Source organism: Streptomyces sp. NPDC005722 (assembly GCF_040630935.1).
GTDB lineage: Bacteria > Actinomycetota > Actinomycetes > Streptomycetales > Streptomycetaceae > Actinacidiphila.
On sequence record NZ_JBEXYN010000024.1, the window covers coordinates 39,005 to 53,805 of the forward strand.

15 protein-coding genes are annotated in these 14,801 nt (G+C 74.5%); 7 read left to right on the plus strand and 8 right to left on the minus strand.

From position 1 onward, the window contains the following. The first annotated feature begins 82 nt into the window (after positions 1 to 82). Positions 83 to 910, plus strand: coding sequence for a MerR family transcriptional regulator (locus ABZ479_RS25525; RefSeq protein WP_500463713.1), 828 nt, complete (start codon positions 83 to 85; stop codon positions 908 to 910). A gap of 4 nt (positions 911 to 914) precedes the next feature. On the opposite strand, the gene ABZ479_RS25530 is transcribed toward ABZ479_RS25525, so the two are convergent. From ABZ479_RS25530 to ABZ479_RS25545, 4 genes are all read right to left on the minus strand, one after another. Next, entirely contained in the window at positions 915 to 1,463 is a 549-nt protein-coding gene (locus ABZ479_RS25530; protein ID WP_500463714.1) for a DinB family protein, read from the minus strand. A gap of 108 nt (positions 1,464 to 1,571) precedes the next feature. Then, positions 1,572 to 2,375, minus strand: a complete 804-nt coding sequence (locus tag ABZ479_RS25535; protein ID WP_500463715.1) for a 2-phosphosulfolactate phosphatase — start codon at positions 2,373 to 2,375, stop codon at positions 1,572 to 1,574. Between the two features lie 9 nt (positions 2,376 to 2,384). After that, positions 2,385 to 3,476 (minus strand): MerR family transcriptional regulator, encoded by a 1,092-nt coding sequence (locus ABZ479_RS25540; RefSeq protein WP_500463716.1) that lies wholly within the window; start codon positions 3,474 to 3,476, stop codon positions 2,385 to 2,387. Positions 3,477 to 3,571: 95 nt separating this feature from the next. Continuing rightward, positions 3,572 to 4,030: a bacteriocin immunity protein gene (locus tag ABZ479_RS25545; protein ID WP_500463717.1), complete on the minus strand. Its 459-nt coding sequence runs from the start codon at positions 4,028 to 4,030 to the stop codon at positions 3,572 to 3,574. A 197-nt stretch (positions 4,031 to 4,227) separates the two neighbouring features. Here ABZ479_RS25545 and ABZ479_RS25550 point away from each other — a divergent pair, with 197 nt between their 5' ends. From ABZ479_RS25550 to ABZ479_RS25560, 3 genes are all read left to right on the plus strand, one after another. Then, complete coding sequence (locus tag ABZ479_RS25550) at positions 4,228 to 4,725, plus strand: helix-turn-helix domain-containing protein (RefSeq protein WP_499608993.1); 498 nt, start codon at positions 4,228 to 4,230, stop codon at positions 4,723 to 4,725. Between the two features lie 77 nt (positions 4,726 to 4,802). Next, positions 4,803 to 5,453, plus strand: coding sequence for a hypothetical protein (locus ABZ479_RS25555; protein WP_500463718.1), 651 nt, complete (start codon positions 4,803 to 4,805; stop codon positions 5,451 to 5,453). A gap of 87 nt (positions 5,454 to 5,540) precedes the next feature. Then, positions 5,541 to 5,873 carry a DUF2516 family protein gene (locus ABZ479_RS25560; RefSeq protein WP_499608997.1) on the plus strand — a complete coding sequence of 111 codons (333 nt, stop codon included), beginning with the start codon at positions 5,541 to 5,543 and terminating at the stop codon, positions 5,871 to 5,873. 54 nt (positions 5,874 to 5,927) lie between these two features. Here ABZ479_RS25560 and ABZ479_RS25565 read toward each other — a convergent pair whose 3' ends face one another. The 3 genes from ABZ479_RS25565 to ABZ479_RS25575 all read right to left on the minus strand — a co-directional run bounded on the left by ABZ479_RS25565 (position 5,928) and on the right by ABZ479_RS25575 (position 9,615). Continuing rightward, positions 5,928 to 7,196 (minus strand): PP2C family protein-serine/threonine phosphatase, encoded by a 1,269-nt coding sequence (locus ABZ479_RS25565; protein ID WP_499608999.1) that lies wholly within the window; start codon positions 7,194 to 7,196, stop codon positions 5,928 to 5,930. A 323-nt stretch (positions 7,197 to 7,519) separates the two neighbouring features. Further along, positions 7,520 to 8,548 carry a C40 family peptidase gene (locus ABZ479_RS25570; RefSeq protein ID WP_500463719.1) on the minus strand — a complete coding sequence of 343 codons (1,029 nt, stop codon included), beginning with the start codon at positions 8,546 to 8,548 and terminating at the stop codon, positions 7,520 to 7,522. Positions 8,549 to 8,814: 266 nt separating this feature from the next. Next, a complete protein-coding gene (locus tag ABZ479_RS25575; protein ID WP_500463720.1) occupies positions 8,815 to 9,615 on the minus strand; it encodes a class I SAM-dependent methyltransferase in 801 nt (266 codons plus the stop codon). A gap of 153 nt (positions 9,616 to 9,768) precedes the next feature. On the opposite strand from ABZ479_RS25575, the gene mshA reads away from it, so the two are divergent. From mshA to ABZ479_RS25590, 3 genes are all read left to right on the plus strand, one after another. After that, on the plus strand, positions 9,769 to 11,118 hold the full coding sequence (mshA, locus tag ABZ479_RS25580) for a D-inositol-3-phosphate glycosyltransferase (protein WP_500463721.1): 1,350 nt from the start codon (positions 9,769 to 9,771) through the stop codon (positions 11,116 to 11,118). Beyond that, positions 11,111 to 11,626, plus strand: coding sequence for a YbjN domain-containing protein (locus ABZ479_RS25585; protein ID WP_499609009.1), 516 nt, complete (start codon positions 11,111 to 11,113; stop codon positions 11,624 to 11,626). The genes mshA and ABZ479_RS25585 overlap by 8 nt, the downstream gene beginning before the upstream one ends. Positions 11,627 to 11,786: 160 nt before the next feature. Further along, complete coding sequence (locus ABZ479_RS25590) at positions 11,787 to 13,466, plus strand: glycosyl hydrolase family 28-related protein (RefSeq protein ID WP_500463722.1); 1,680 nt, start codon at positions 11,787 to 11,789, stop codon at positions 13,464 to 13,466. On the opposite strand, the gene ABZ479_RS25595 is transcribed toward ABZ479_RS25590, so the two are convergent. Further along, entirely contained in the window at positions 13,463 to 14,767 is a 1,305-nt protein-coding gene (locus ABZ479_RS25595) for an MDR family MFS transporter (RefSeq protein ID WP_500463723.1), read from the minus strand. The genes ABZ479_RS25590 and ABZ479_RS25595 overlap by 4 nt on opposite strands. Positions 14,768 to 14,801 lie beyond the last annotated feature (34 nt).

Here is a 14,801-nt window from a genome sequence, read left to right on the forward strand (position 1 = left end):
TGCCCCGGCGCGGTCGGCGCCGGGGCATCGGCCGTTCCGCCTTGACCCTCACACCGTGTGAGGCGCTGGACTCGGAGGCGTCATGTTCGGCATCGGAGACTTCGCCAGGCACGGCCGCGTGTCGGTCCGCATGCTGCGTCACTACGACGCCATCGGGCTGCTGCGCCCCGACCGTGTCGACCCCGCCACCGGCTACCGCCAGTACGCCGCCGGGCAGCTCGCCCGGCTCAACCGCGTCATCGCCCTCAAGGACCTCGGCTTCACGCTCGAACAGGTGCGGTCGATCCTCGACGAGGAGGTGAGCGTGGAGCAGCTGCGCGGCATGCTGCGCCTGCGCCGCGCCGAGCTCGCGGCGGCGATGGCCGCCGACGCGGCCCGGCTGGCGGGCGTCGAGGCGAGGCTCCGGACGATCGAGAGCGAGGGACGGATGTCCACCGACGACGTGGTGATCAAGAAGGTGCCCGCGGTACGGCTCGCGGAGCTGACGGCGACCGCGGCCGGGTTCGAGCCGGCGCAGATCGGGCCCGTCATCCAGCCGCTGTACGACGAGCTGTGCCGGCGGCTGGACGCGGCGGGGGTGCGGCCCGTCGGGCCGGGGATCGCGTACTACGAGGACGCGCCGGAGGGGGAGGGGGCGATCCTCGTCCACGCGGGGCTGCAGGTCGCGGTCGGGCCGGACGGCCGGTACGACTTCGCGGTCGTCGACCTGCCGGGGCTGGAGAGCGCGGCGACGATCGTGCACCGCGGCTCCATGGACGACGTCCTGCGTTCCGAGCAGGCGCTGGCCCGCTGGATCGACGCCCACGGCCACCGGTCCCTCGGCTACCCCCGGGAGCTGTACCTGGAGTGCGAGGGGCGCCCCGACACGTGGGTGACGGAGCTGCAGGAACCGGTGGCCCCGGGAGCGTGACGGGTCAGCCCATCGGCTTGCCCTGCTGAGCCGCCTCGGCGACCAGCTCGAAGGCCGTCCGGCCGTCCAGGGACTCGCGGATCACGTCCGCGTGGCCGGCGTGCCGGGCGGTCTCCTCGATGAGGTGGAGCAGGATCCAGCGGGCGCTGACCTTCATGCCGGGCGGGTTCCAGGGCGCGTCCGGCAGCGGCACCACGACGTCCAGGTCGGGCAGCGCCAGGATCGCCTCCTCGGTCTCCCGGCCGGTCCTGGCGTACGCGTCCAGCCAGCCGGCGAGGGTCTCGCCCTCCACCAGCCGGAAGCCGTCGAGGTAGTCCTCCTGGGTGCCCTTCTTGTCCTCGTGGCCGAGCAGCAGGCCCTGCACCCACGACTCCTCGGTCCTGGTGACGTGCTTGACCAGCCCGGCGAGGTTCATCCCGCTGACGCTGGGCCGTGAGGCGGCCTGCTCGTCGGTGAGCCCGAGCACCGCGCGGCGCACCCCGCCGCGCTGAGCCTCCAGGTACGCCAGCAGCGCGTCCCGCTCACCCGTCTCGTTCCTTACCACCGTCGGCATGCGCTCCCCTTGGTCGTCCGCTCGGACGCCCCCTTGGACGTCCGCGCCGGTCGTGGCGCCGGGGTGTTCCGGCGTCCTTCACGTCTTCGACGGTACGCACCCTTGCGGTCAGTTCCGGTCCTCGATGGTCCGGGAGGAGGTCTCCGAGGAGGTCCCGGAGGAGAAGGCTCCCCCGGAGAGCACGGGGACGACGGAGGCCGCGTCGAGCTCCGTGGCGATCGCGACGTCCTCGGGGAAGCCGCCGCCGGCCAGCTCGCGTCCGGAGGCGCAGGCCACTACGGCTGCGGCGACGTCGGGGGTCCCGCTGCGGGCGGCGGCCGCGGTGCGGGCCTCGGGGGACAGCGTCACCGCGGGGGCGTGCCCGCGCAGCGCGGCGAGGACCGCGCCGGCGCCGAGCAGGTCCTCCAGCGCGGGCCGCAGGCTCCCGTCGGGCCAGCGCTCGCCGGCGGCGACCACCGCGACCGGCCGGTCCCGGACGCCGTAGCCGTGCTGGGCGAGCCACGCGCCGACCGCGCCCGCGTTGCGCAAGGAGGCGGCGACCACGGTCGCCGCCTCCCCGGCCGCGGCGGCGATCGCCGACCCGTTGGGCGAGGGCAGCACCAGCCGCGGGGTGAAGGGCGCGCGGCGCAGGGCGGCGGGGGACAGCGACCACGGCGAGCGCTCGGTCACCTCCCGTCTCCCCACGGCCAGCCGCGCCCCGACCCGCCGCGCGTAGGCGGCGGCCGTCGCGTCGCGCCAGGCGTACGGGTGCACCGCGGTGCCCGCCTCGACGGCCACCGTCACCGCGGTGGTGAAGGAGAGGACGTCGACGACGACCAGGCACGCGACGTGCGCCCCGACCCGCCGGGCGCCCTCCGGTCCCCAGTCGAACCGCACCCCGTGACCTGTCTGCAGAAACCATTCCTCACCCATGGGCGAGGACTATGCCGCCGCGGCTGCCTGCTGTACATCGGCGACCACGCAACTCACGTTGTCCGGACCGCCGGCGGCGTTGGCCAGCCCGACCAGCACCCGCACCGCTTCCCCCGGCCCGGCGCCGGAGGCGAGGACCCGGTGCAGCTCTTCGTCCGGCACGACGGCGGACAGGCCGTCCGTGCACAGCAGGTAGCGGTCGCCGGGCCGCGGATCGTGCAGCCGCAGGTCGGGCAGGCGCCCGGCGGGACGGGTGCCCGAGCCCAACGCCCTTACGAGCAGCGACCGCTGGGGGTGCGAGGCGGCCTCGGCCTCGGTCAGCCGGCCCTCGTCCACCATCGACTGCACCATCGTGTGGTCGTGCGTGATCCGGAACAGCTCGCCGGCGCGCAGCAGGTACGCCCGCGAGTCGCCGATGTGGACGAGGGCCAGCCGCTCCCCGGACCACAGCAGCGCGGTGAGCGTGGTGCCCGAGTCCGCGAAGCCGCGCACGGTCTCGTCGGCCCGGTCGAGGGCGTCCTGCAGCACGTCCAGCAGACCGCCGCCCGCGGCGTCGCCGGACTCGAGCTCCCGCAGCGCGTCGACGGCGGCGGCACCCGCGGGCGCACCCTCGCCGCCGAAGCCGTCGGCCACCGCGAGCAGCCGCTCGCCGGCGTAGGCGGTGTCCTGGTTGCCGGGCCGGACCAGGCCGGCGTCGGAGAGGGCGGCGTAGCGCAGTTCCAGGCGGTGGTTCGGGTTCGTGTTCGTGTTCGCGTCGTTCACGGCGGAGTCCTTCCGGGACAGGTGATCGACGAGGAAGGCGGCCAGGTCCTGCCGCGCCCCGTGCGCGGCCTCGGCCTGCGCCCAGTACGCCCGGACCTCCCGCGCGGCGGCGGGCGCGTCCAGCGCGCACACCTCCCGTATGCGGGCCAGCGGCATCCCCAGCCGCCGCAGCCACGCCACGAGCCGGGCGCGCTCCAGCTGGGCGGGTGCGTAGTGGCGGTAGCCGGTCTGCGGATCGACGCGCGCGGGCGTCAGCAGCCCGAGCTCGTCGTACAGCCGCAGCGCCTTCGGCGACAGCCGGGACGCCTTCGCGAAGGCCCCGATCGTCAGCGAGTCCACGGCGGGCTCCCCTCCCTCGGGCCGGGCACGCCGCCCGGCCGCCTCGATGCTGCGGCCTGCCCCAAGGTCAAGGTCAACCGGCCGTCCCGGCCCGTTCACAGGGCGATCGGCCGGTAGGCGAGCGCGGCATCGACGATCTGTTCGGGCGAGGCGTCCTCGAGACCGGCCGGCGGGTGGAAGACCAGGTCGCAGGCCCTGGGATGCAGGGTGTTGCTCTGGAAGAGCAGGAGGTAGTAGTCGGTGTCCTCGCCGGCCGGGTCGGCCGTAACGCGGCGGACGATCTCGACGAGCTCCTCGCGCGTGACGTCCGGCACCCGCGGCCGTGCGGGCCGGGCGGCCTCCCGGGCGAACTCCTTCAGTCCACGGGCGGCGTCGTACCAGGGGAAGTCCGAGGGCAGGTAGGCATGGCCGGTCCGCTGGTTGAACGCGGCCACCGCCTCGTCGAAGGGCCGGCCGGACCCGGCCAGGTGAGCGACGCGCTCGATCTCACGGGCGAGCTCCGCCAGTCGTTGCGGGCTGACGGGCGGCGGGAGGAGTTCGGCACGCAGGTCCACGCAGGCATTGTGCGCGCCGGGGCTGACAACGGGCGCGTGCGGGACAGGTCCGCCAGGCGCCCGGCGGCACCGCTCCGGCCCGCGCGCAGGGCCGCTGCGGCAGGGCTGGGCCGGGAGAGGGACGTCACATCGCCGTAACGAGACTTTTGCAAGCACCTTGCTTGCAAAAGTTAGCACCGGGCGGCATGCTCGGAGACATGGCTTCACTGAACGTCGGCACCCTCGGCGAGTACCTGCGGGAGCAGCGCCGCAACGCGCAGCTGTCCCTGCGTCAGCTCGCCGACGCCGCCGGGGTGTCCAACCCCTACCTCAGCCAGATCGAGCGCGGGCTGCGCAAGCCCAGCGCGGAGATCCTGCAGCAGCTCGCCAGGGCGCTGCGCATCTCCGCCGAGACCCTGTACGTGCAGGCAGGGATCCTCGACGAGCGGGACCAGGGCGACGGCATGGAGGTGCGGACCGCCATCCTGGCCGACACGGCGATCAACGAGAAGCAGAAGCAAGTCCTCGTCCAGATCTACGAGTCGTTCCGCAAGGAGAACGCCGCAGTGGAGGAAGCTCTTGACGAGCAGCCCGCTGCGCCGCGCGAGCACGTGGCGAAGAAGGCGGCGAAGAAGGCTGTCGCCGTGCTGAAGCCGAACGCGAACGGACCGGCCGGACCGGGCAGCGGCGGCGACGACGCCGCTGCCGCCGGGTGACCGGCCGCGCCCGGTCGCGCGGAACGAGCGGACCCAACTGACGTAACCGCCACCATCCTCAAACGGGAGAAACCCTCATGGCGATCACCGAAGACATCGTCAAGACCCTCAAGGACCCGACCCCGCTGTACGCGCTGGCCGGGACCGCGGACCTCGCGGCCGAGAAGCTCAAGGAGGTCCCGCCGCTGATCGAGAAGATCCGCGCCGAGGCCCCCGAGCGGATCGAGAAGATCCGCGGCACCGACCCCAAGGTCGTGCAGGAGAAGGTGACCGCGCAGGCCAAGGACGCCCAGACCAAGGCGCAGGCCAAGGTCAACGAGCTCCTCGGCACCATCGACGGCGACCTGCGCAAGCTGCGCGACTCCGCGCAGGACTTCGCCCTGCAGCAGGTGGGCCGTGCCGCCGAGTACGCCGTCCGCGCCAAGGAGGCGTACGACGGCCTGGCCGAGCGCGGCAAGGACGCGGTCGCCACCTGGCGCGGCGAGGCCGCCGAGCAGGTCGAGGACATCGCGGTCGCGATCGAGCCGGAGCCCGTCCCGGCCGCGCGGCAGGCGCCCGCCTCGGACGCCAAGCCGGCCCCGGCTCCGGCGCCCGCCCCGGCTCCGGCCCCGGCGCCCGCCCCCGCATCTGCCTCCGTGCACGACGGCCAGGGCAAGAAGACCCCGGCGCCGGCCAAGAAGGCCCCCGTGGCCAAGAAGCCCGCGACGCCGGGCAAGCCCGCTTCCTGAGCGTCCGGACATCACGGGCCGGGCACGCGCGGCGTGCCCGGCTCGTTGTGCGGGTACGGTGGGAGCCGATGACGGAGGTGGACGGCAATGCTGGTGCAGGGCTTCTACGACCTTATGGGCTGGATCTCCATCGCCCTGCTGGTCTTCGCGGTGTTCGCGCTGGTCGACGCCGCCATCCGGCGTGAGGACGCCTACCGGGCGGCGGACAAGAAGACCAAGGCCTTCTGGCTGATCATCCTGGCCGTGGCGGCGGCGCTGATCGCGATCCTGCCGATCATGTCGTTCCTGCCGGTCATCGGCCTGATCGCGGTGATCGTCTACACGGTGGACGTGCGTCCCGCCCTCAAGCAGGTCTCCGGTCCGCGGCGGCGCGGCGGCGGCAGCAGCAGCGACGGCCCGTACGGCCCCTTCAACCGCTGAGACCCTCCCCGGGCCTGCCCTTCCCCGGCCGGCTGACCGGCCGGGGCCGTCGTGTCAGGCGCCCGACTCCAGGAGCATCAGGGCGACGTCGTCCGTCAGCTCCTCGCCGTTGAGCCGGCGCACCTCGGTCATGGCCGCGTCCAGCAGCTCCTCGCCGGTGAGCCCGGCGGACAGCTGCCGTCCGACCAGCTCGACCATGCCCTCCTGGCCCAGCCGCTGCGGACCGGGGCCGATCCGGCCCTCGATGAGCCCGTCGGTGTAGAGCATCAGGCTCCACGACTCTCCCAGCTCGAAGCGTGCGCCCTCCCAGCAGTCCTTCTGCGGCAGCAGCCCCAGCGCCGGGCCGCCGTGCTCGTACGGCAGCAGCTGCGGGGCCATCCCGGACAGCGACACCAGCGGGGCCGGGTGCCCGGCCAGCCAGAGGTCGGCGGCGCGGCCGTCCGGGCTGATGTCGACCTGGCAGAGGGTCGCGAAGATCTCGTCGTCGGAGCGCTCGTGCTCCAGGACCTGCTGGAGCGTGCCCAGCAGGGCGGCCCCGCACAGTCCGGCCAGCGTCAGCGCGCGCCAGGCGATGCGCAGCTCCACGCCGAGGGCGGCCTCGTCCGGGCCGTGGCCGCAGACGTCGCCGATCATCGCGTGCACGGTGCCGTCCGGGGTGCGCACGGTGTCGTAGAAGTCGCCGCCGAGCAGGGCCCGGCTGCGGCCGGGCCGGTAGCGGGCGGCGAAGCGCAGGTCGGCGCCGTGCAGCAGCGGCGTGGGGAGCAGCCCGCGCTCCAGCCGCGCGTTCTCCTGGGCCAGCAGCCTGGTCTCGGTCAGCTGCCGCTGCGCGACGTCCGCGCGCTTGCGCTCCACGGCGTAGCGGATCGCCCGGGTCAGGTGGGACGGGTCCAGGTCGGCCGGGGTCAGGTGGTCCTGGGCGCCGACGCGGACGGCCTCGGCGGCGCGCTCGGCGTCGGTGTCGGTGCCCGCCGTCAGCACCAGGACGGCGGTGCGCGGGGCGAGCCGCAGCAGCTGCCGCAGGCTGTCCATCGCGTCGGAGGCGCCCTCGGCGGCGCGCGCCGAGAGCTCCAGCAGGATGCAGTTGACGTCGTCCCTGAGCAGCCGCTCGGCCTCGGTCAGGTTGCGGGCGCGGCGGATACGGACGCGCGTGCCGGAGACGTCCAGCAGGTCGGGGACGGTGAAGGCGCCGACGGGGTCGTCACCGATGACGAGCAGGGTCAGGGCAGGGGAGGTCCGGCCGTCGGCCAGGGGTGTTTCCTGGCGAGGCCCCGGCACGGCGGCGTACTGGTCGGTGCGCCGCCCGGTCGCGGACATCGGCGACATCGGACAATTCCTTCCCTCCCCCCGAGGGCAACGTCCCGGAGCGGTCGATCGGTCGGATCGGTTGCTCGGCTCCGAGCACACTGAAGGGCGACCATAGCGGTAGCGCCCGGCGGCGCGGGAGGCCCCGTTGGTAAACCGCCCGTGTCATATGCGGTGCTGAGCTGCGGATTTCGACTGCGGTGGGATGAAACGGGCATGACCAACGTCACGTTTGGTCCGTCGCGGGGTGGCGCGCGTCACGCGGTCGCCGTCACAGGGCGCAGGTCACAGGGCGCAGGACGCAGGTCGCGGCGGGGCGGTGCTCCGGCGCGGCGCGCGTCCGCTCAGCCGGGGCGCACGACCCCCAGGACGGGCATCGAACCGGCCCCCGCCATCGTGATCCGCCGTCCGGGCCGCGGCGCGTGGACGATGGCGCCGTCGCCCACGTAGATGCCGACGTGGCTCGCGTCGTCGAAGTAGACGACCAGGTCGCCCGGGCGCATCGCCGCCACCGGCACGTGCGGCAGCAGTCGCCACTGCTCCTGGGAGGTGCGCGGGATGCCGACGCCGGCGGCCTGCCAGGCGGCCCGGGTCAGCGCGGAGCAGTCGTACGCCGCCGGGCCGTCCGCTCCCCATATGTAGGGCTTGCCGATCTGGGCCGCGGCGAACGCGACGGCGGCGGCGCCCTGCCGGGAGGCGCCCGCGGCGTCGCGGCGCAGGCGGGTGGCGGCGCCGGTGCGCAGCCAGGCGATCTGCGAGCGGTAGGCGGCCTCGTCCTCCAGCCGTTCCAGCCGGGCCCGTTCGCGGGCCTCCAACCCGGCGAGCAGGCGCTTCGCCCGGGCCAGGCGGGCGGTGACCTCCCGTTCGGCGTCGGCGGCCGCCTTCTGGCCGGCCATGAGGCGCTCCCAGGCGACTGTGGCGGAACGGGCGTAGGCCCCCAGTTCCGCGGTGGTCGCGCGCAGCTGCTCGATGGTGGCGTCGGCCGCGTGCGCGCCCCGGTCGGCGAGGGCGAGTCCGTCGAGGAGGGCGTCCGGGTCGTCGCTGAGCAGCAGGTCGACCCCGGGGCCGACGCCGCCGCCGCGGTACTGGGCGCGGGCGAGGGCGCCCGCCTGGGCGGTGAGGGTGCGCAGCCGGGTCTGCCCGCGGTCGATGAGGCGGGCGAGCCGGACGATCTGCCGCTGCTGGGCGAGGACCCGTTCGTGCGCGGAGTTGTAGGTGTCGGTGGCGCGTTCGGCCTGCCGGTAGAGGGCGCCGACCTCGGCCCGTACGTCCTGGAGCGTGCGGCGGGGGTGGGACGGATCGGCGTGCGCGGACGGTACGGGGGCGGCGAGGAGCAGCAGCGCGGCGCAGGCGAGGCAGGCCGTACGCTTCATGCGGGCACCTCCGCAAGGCATCTGACGGATCGTCACATGGCTGTGGATGCTGCCACGGAAGACGTGAATCGGCCAGAGCCGTGCGCTGCTGCGTCACGGGTCGGCGCCGCATCGGCCCGGCCCGGGACCGGTTGCCGGTGCCGAGTGGCCTTCTCGGCGTCGGGCCGCCGGGAGTCCGGCTGCCGGCGCGCGTACGGCTCGCCCCGGGCCTGTGCGGCCGGCGGGCCGAGCGACGCCCTCGGTTCCTCGGCGGGAGCGCGTCCGGGTCAGCCCCGTGCCGGGGCCAGGGCCTCCCAGCGGACGGTCACCTCGCCCTGGCGCCAGCGGGCCGCGGTGTCGGTGACCGGCCAGCCGCCCGGGCCCGCGAGGCTGCGTACCGTGCGGATCCAGCGCTGCCGGGCGCCCAGCGGGGCGAAGGGCGCGGCGGCCGCCCACGCGCGGTCGAAGTCGCCGAGGAACGCGTGCACCGGTTCGCCCGGCACATTGCGGTGGATCAACGCCTTGGGCAGCCGTTCCGCCAGGTCGGAGGGGCGTTCCAGCGAGCCGAGCCGGGTGGCGAAGGTCACCGTGCGCGGTCCCTCGGGGCCGAGCGCGACCCATACGTGGCGGCGGCCGATCTCGTCGCAGGTGCCCTCGACCAGCAGCCCGTCCGGCGCGAGCCGGGACCGCAGCCGGCTCCACACCTCGGCGACGCGCTCCTCGTCGTACTGGCGCAGCACGTTCGCCGCCCGGATCAGGAACGGCCTGCGGCCGTCCGGGAGGGGCACCTCGAAGCCGCCGTGCGCGAAGGAGAGCCCCTCACGGGCGTACGGCCGGGCGGCGGCCACCCGGGCCGGGTCGATCTCGATGCCGACGACCTCGGCGTCGGGGCGCGCGGTGCGCAGCCGTACGAGCAGCTCCAGGGCGGTCCAGGGCGCGGCGCCGTAGCCCAGGTCCACGGCGAGGGGGTCGTGGCTGCGGCGCAGGGCGGGTGCGTGCTGGGCGGCGATCCAGCGGTCCATGCGGCGCAGCCGGTTGGGATTGGTCGTCCCCCGGGTCACCTCGCCGACCGGCCGTGTCGCACGCATGCGACGAGCCTATGCGAGCCGGCGGGCGCCGGATCCGGGCCCCGTGGACGGTCACGCTTTGGCAAAGCGGAAATGGATCTAGGCCCTCCACCGGTTGCCCCTGTTGATGGGTGGCTTCCGCTCCGCCGCCCGTGGAGAAGTGGAGGACGCGACGTGAGCCAGTACGTGGCGAAGGTCCTGGCCGGCGGTGCCCATCGCCGGCTGCGCCGCCATCCCGGCGGGCGCCGTCCGCGGCGCGTGGCCATGCTCAGCGTTCACACCTCGCCCCTCCATCAGCCCGGCACCGGGGACGCGGGCGGCATGAACGTCTACATCGTCGAGCTGGCCAAGCGGCTCGCGGAGGGTCCCGGTGTGGAGGTGGAGATCTTCACCCGCGCCACCACGGCCGCCCTGCCGCCCACGGTCGAGCTGGCCCCCGGGGTCCTGGTGCGGCACGTGGACGCGGGCCCGTACGAGGGCCTGAACAAGGAGGACCTGCCCGCGCAGCTGTGCGCCTTCACCCACGGCGTGATGCACGCCGAGGCCAGCCACCGGCAGGGCCACTACGACCTGGTGCATTCGCACTACTGGCTCTCCGGGCACGTCGGCTGGCTCGCCGCCGAGCGCTGGGGCGTCCCGCTCGTCCACGCCATGCACACCATGGCCAAGGTCAAGAACGCCGCGCTCGCCGAGGGCGACACGCCTGAGCCGACGGCCCGGGTGATCGGCGAGACGCAGATCGTGGACGCCGCCGACCGGCTGATCGCCAACACCGATGAGGAGGCGGACGAGCTCATCCGGCACTACGAGGCCGATCCCCGCAAGGTCGCCGTCGTCCACCCCGGGGTGAACCTGGAGCGCTTCCGGCCGGACGCCCACGGCGGCCGCGCCGGGGCCCGCGCGCGCCTGGGCCTGCCGCAGGACGCGGTGATCCCGCTCTTCGCCGGCCGGATACAGCCCCTCAAGGCGCCCGACATCCTGCTGCGCGCCGCGGCGATCCTGCTCGCGGAGGACCCGTCGCTGCGCGACCGCCTCGTCGTCCCCGTCGTCGGCGGGCCGAGCGGCAGCGGGCTTGCCAAGCCCGAGCGGCTGCACAAGCTCGCGGCCCGGCTCGGCATCTCCGACCTCGTGCGCTTCCAGCCGCCGGTCGCCCAGGACCGGCTCGCGGACTGGTACCGGGCCGCGTCCGTGCTGGTCATGCCCTCGTACAGCGAGTCGTTCGGGCTGGTCGCCATCGAGGCCCAGGCCTGCGGCACGCCGGTCGTGGCGGCATCGGTCGGCGGGCTGCCGGTGGCCGTGAAGGACGGCGAGACCGGCTTCCTCGTCGCGGGCCACGAGCCGGCCGACTACGCGCGCGCCCTGCGCCGCTTCGTCGAGCACCCGCAGCTGGTGCCCGCCATGGGCGCGGCCGCGGCCAAGCACGCGGAGTGCTTCGGCTGGGACGCGGCGGCGACGAGGACCGCCGAGGTGTACGCGGGTGCGATGGCCGAGCGGCGGCGTCGCCTACGATCGCCGCATGGGTGAGCGGGAGCAGACGGCGGCGCGCGCGGCGGTCGAGCAGGCACTGACGGACGCGGAACTCGGCTGGGAGACCGGCGCCGGCGGCGAGTACGTCGTCACGCTCCCGGGCACGCGCAAGCTCTCCACGACCGTCGCCCTGGCCGTGGGACGGCACACCCTGACGGTGAACGCCTTCGTCGTGCGCCGCCCCGACGCCAACCACGAGGCGTTCTACCGCTGGCTCCTGGAGCGCAACACCCGGCTGTACGGGGTGGCGTACGCCATCGACGCGCTCGGCGACGTCTACCTCTCGGGCCGGCTGCCGCTGGTCGCGGTGACGCCCGAGGAGGTCGACCGGGTGCTGGGTTCGGTCGTGGAGAACGCCGACGGCAGCTTCAACACGCTGCTGGAGCTGGGCTTCGCCGAGGCGATCCGCAAGGAGCACGCCTGGCGGATCGCGCGCGGCGAATCCACGCGCAACCTCGACGCGTTCACACATCTGATCGGCAAGGCCGACCAGGGCGCCGAGTAGCGCGGCATCGCCGTGCGCGCACTTTCTCGGGTGCGCAGGAGTGACCGGGAGTCACCGGGTTGTCATGTCCGGGTCTTCCCAGGGGTCGTCGCGCCATGACACCCTCATGCCCGTCGCACATCTGAATGTTGTTCAGATACGTGAAAGGCGGGTCCTGTTCATGGCCATCAGCCGCAGACGCATCCTGCAAGCCGGCGGCGCCCTCGCGTTCGTCCCCCGGCCCACCGCCGTCCCCACCGCCGCCCCGGCCGCCGGACGGCCGGGCCCCTCCGGACCGGCGGAACGACTGTGGGCGGAGTTCGCCCGCGCCCCGTACACCCACCCGCAGATCCCCTGGGTCGGCCAGGCCGGCCACGCGGGCGGCAGCCGGCACTTCCCCCGGCGCCCGGTCCGCGCGGACGTCCGGCGCTACGGCGCCCGCCCCGACGGCAGCGCCGACGCCGCGCCCGCCATCAACCGGGCGATCGAGCACGTCGGCGCGAGCGGCGGCGGCACGGTCCTGGTCCCGGCCGGCACGTACCGCATCGACGACGTCGTCCGGCTCGGCCACAGCGGCGTCACCCTGCGCGGAGCGGGCAGCGGTGCCACCGTGCTGCGCGCCGGGCGGTCCCTCACCGAGATCATCGGCCCCTACGGCAGCCGCTACGGCGGCACCAAGTCCGCCTGGTCGTGGGCGGGCGGCCTGGTCTGGGTCTGCCCCACCGACCGCTACCGCACCCTCACCGACGCCATCCGCGCCCAGGACTGGCCGTTCGAGGGCTGGACCGGCAACCGCCGCGACGAGTGGCGCCCGCTCGCCCGGATCACCGGCGGCGCCCGCCGGGGCGACCGCACCGTCACCGTGGACACCGCGGGGGCGCTGCGTCCCGGCGACCGCGTCATGCTGCGGCTGTCCGACCCCGACGACCACAGCCTGCTCGACCACATGGCGGGCGACGTCGAGGGCACCGCCGCGTACGACTGGTCCGACAAGAGCAAGGTGCTCAGCTACGTGCCCTACGAGTGGCCGGTGCGGATCGGCGCCGTCCACGGCCGGCGCGTCACGCTCGCCCAGCCCCTGCCGCTGGACGCCCGTCCCGCGTTCGAACCCGTGCTCACCACGCTGGTCACCCCGGTCGTCGGCAGCGGCGTCGAGGGCCTCACCATCGAACTGCCCGACATCCCCCAGGCCCCGCACCTGCTGGACACCGGCTGGAACGGACTGGCCCTGCAGTGCGCCTGGGACTGCTGGGCCGACGACGTCGCCGTGGTCAACGCCGACAACGGGTTCCTGCTGGTCGCCACCAAGAGCGTCACCCTGCGCCGCACCCGCGTCTCCGGACGCGGCGGTCACCACCCGTACGCCTGCCGCGAGGGCGCCCACGACAACCTCGTCGAGGACTTCGTCATCGACCCCCGCACTGCGCCGGCCCCCGCGGGCACCCAGCTGCACGGCATCAACGTCGAGGGCCTGTCCAGCCACAACGTCTGGTCGCGGGGGCGGATGGCGACGGGCACCTTCGACACCCACCGCGGACTGCCCTTCGCCAACGTCCGCACCGGGATCACCGTCGACAACGACGGCTCCCACGGCGGCGACGCGTCGGCGGGGCCGCTGTACGGGGCGCGCTTCGCGCACTGGAACGTCACCGTCACCAACGGGCGGGCCGGCTGCGTGAAGATCGACGACGTCGCCCCGTGCAGCGCGACCGTCGGCATCTCCGAGGTCACCGCCTTCGGCCAGATCGACGTCCCGGACTTCACGGGGCCGCTGAACTCGCGGCTCGTCTCGTACGGGAACCCGGCGGTCACCCCGCCGAACCTGTACGAGGCGCAGCGCGCCCTGCGTACGACCCGCTAGCAGTCCGCGGTCGGCTCCGGCTGCGGCACCAGCGCCTTGGCCGGGGCCGGGGCCGGGGGCACCGTGTCCACCGGCTCGGCGCGCGGCCCGCGTTCCCGCAGCAGCGTCCAGTAGCCCGCGCCGGCGACCGTGCCGACCACGGCGCAGGCCCCCCAGACCACGCCGCCGCCCCACCGGTCGAGCGCCACGCCGCCCAGCAGCGGCCCGGCGAAGGACGCCGCAGGCCAGGCGAGGGAGTACATGCCCTGGTAGCGGCCCCGGGCATGGGCCGGCGCCAGGTCGGCGACCAGCGACATCGAGGCCGGCGCGTGCAGGATCTCGCCGATCGTCCACACCGCCACGGTCAGCGCGTAGAACGGGACCGAACCGGCGAACGCGGTGAGCCCGAAGCCCCAGCCCATCAGCAGCGTGCCCGCGGTGAGCAGCGCCGCCACGCTCCGCCGCTCGACGAGCCGGGTGAGCGGGAGCTGCAGGAGCACGATGAGCAGCCCGTTGAGCCCGATGACCAGGCCGTACTCGCTCGCGGAGAACCCCTGGCGGCCCATGTCGACCGAGAGCGTCGTCGAACCCTGCTGGGTGACCGTGCCCAGCAGGAACGTCAGCGCGACGAACGCCATGAAGCGCCGGTCCTGCAGCACCACCCCGAGGCCGATCCGGGGCTCCCCGCCCCCGCCCCCGGCGGCCGCTGCCGCCGCCGCTTCCGTCTCGCGGCCCGGCATCGACTCCGGCACCTTGGCGTAGATCACCAGCGCGCAGAGCACCGTCATGAAGGCGTCGCCCAGGAACAGCCAGAGGTAGCCCTGCGAGGCGATGAGGCCGGCCGCGGCCGAGGAGACGGCGAAACCGATGTTGATCGCCCAGTAGTTGAGCGAGAACGCCCGCACCCGGTCCTCGGCGGGCACCACGTCCGCCATCATCGCCTGCACCGCGGGCCGCGAGGCACTGCTGGCCACGCCGATCACGGTGGCCACCGCGGCGATCTCCGCCTGCCCCTGCACGAAGGCCAGCGTCGCCGTGCCGGCCGCCGCCGCGACCTGCGCCAGCAGCATCGTCCAGCGCCGCCCCACCCGGTCGGTCAGCACCCCGCCGACGACCGCGCCCACGGCGCCGCCGAGGCCGTACAGGGACGCGACGAGCCCGGCGTAGGTGGCCGAGTAGCCCCGGTCGAGGGTCAGGTAGAGGGCGAGGAAGGTGACGACGAAGGCGCCGAGCCGGTTGACCAGCGTGCTGGTCCACAGCCACCAGAAGGTCCGGGGGAGTCCCGACACGGTCTCCCGTACGGCACGTCTGACATCGGGCACGGCGGCTGCTCCTCGCGGCGTTCGGGGCGTCGTA

What these genes read in the sequence shown, in the direction of transcription:
- ABZ479_RS25585 (WP_499609009.1), top strand. Translation starts at nt 11,111, where the DNA reads ATGGGTGAGCGGGAGCAGACGGCGGCGCGCGCGGCGGTCGAGCAGGCA.
- ABZ479_RS25565 (WP_499608999.1), bottom strand. Translation starts at nt 7,196, where the DNA reads ATGTCGCCGATGTCCGCGACCGGGCGGCGCACCGACCAGTACGCCGCC.
- ABZ479_RS25535 (WP_500463715.1), bottom strand. Translation starts at nt 2,375, where the DNA reads ATGGGTGAGGAATGGTTTCTGCAGACAGGTCACGGGGTGCGGTTCGAC.
- ABZ479_RS25560 (WP_499608997.1), top strand. Translation starts at nt 5,541, where the DNA reads ATGCTGGTGCAGGGCTTCTACGACCTTATGGGCTGGATCTCCATCGCC.
- ABZ479_RS25530 (WP_500463714.1), bottom strand. Translation starts at nt 1,463, where the DNA reads ATGCCGACGGTGGTAAGGAACGAGACGGGTGAGCGGGACGCGCTGCTG.
- ABZ479_RS25550 (WP_499608993.1), top strand. Translation starts at nt 4,228, where the DNA reads ATGGCTTCACTGAACGTCGGCACCCTCGGCGAGTACCTGCGGGAGCAG.
- ABZ479_RS25575 (WP_500463720.1), bottom strand. Translation starts at nt 9,615, where the DNA reads ATGCGTGCGACACGGCCGGTCGGCGAGGTGACCCGGGGGACGACCAAT.
- ABZ479_RS25590 (WP_500463722.1), top strand. Translation starts at nt 11,787, where the DNA reads ATGGCCATCAGCCGCAGACGCATCCTGCAAGCCGGCGGCGCCCTCGCG.
- ABZ479_RS25570 (WP_500463719.1), bottom strand. Translation starts at nt 8,548, where the DNA reads ATGAAGCGTACGGCCTGCCTCGCCTGCGCCGCGCTGCTGCTCCTCGCC.
- ABZ479_RS25555 (WP_500463718.1), top strand. Translation starts at nt 4,803, where the DNA reads ATGGCGATCACCGAAGACATCGTCAAGACCCTCAAGGACCCGACCCCG.
- ABZ479_RS25525 (WP_500463713.1), top strand. Translation starts at nt 83, where the DNA reads ATGTTCGGCATCGGAGACTTCGCCAGGCACGGCCGCGTGTCGGTCCGC.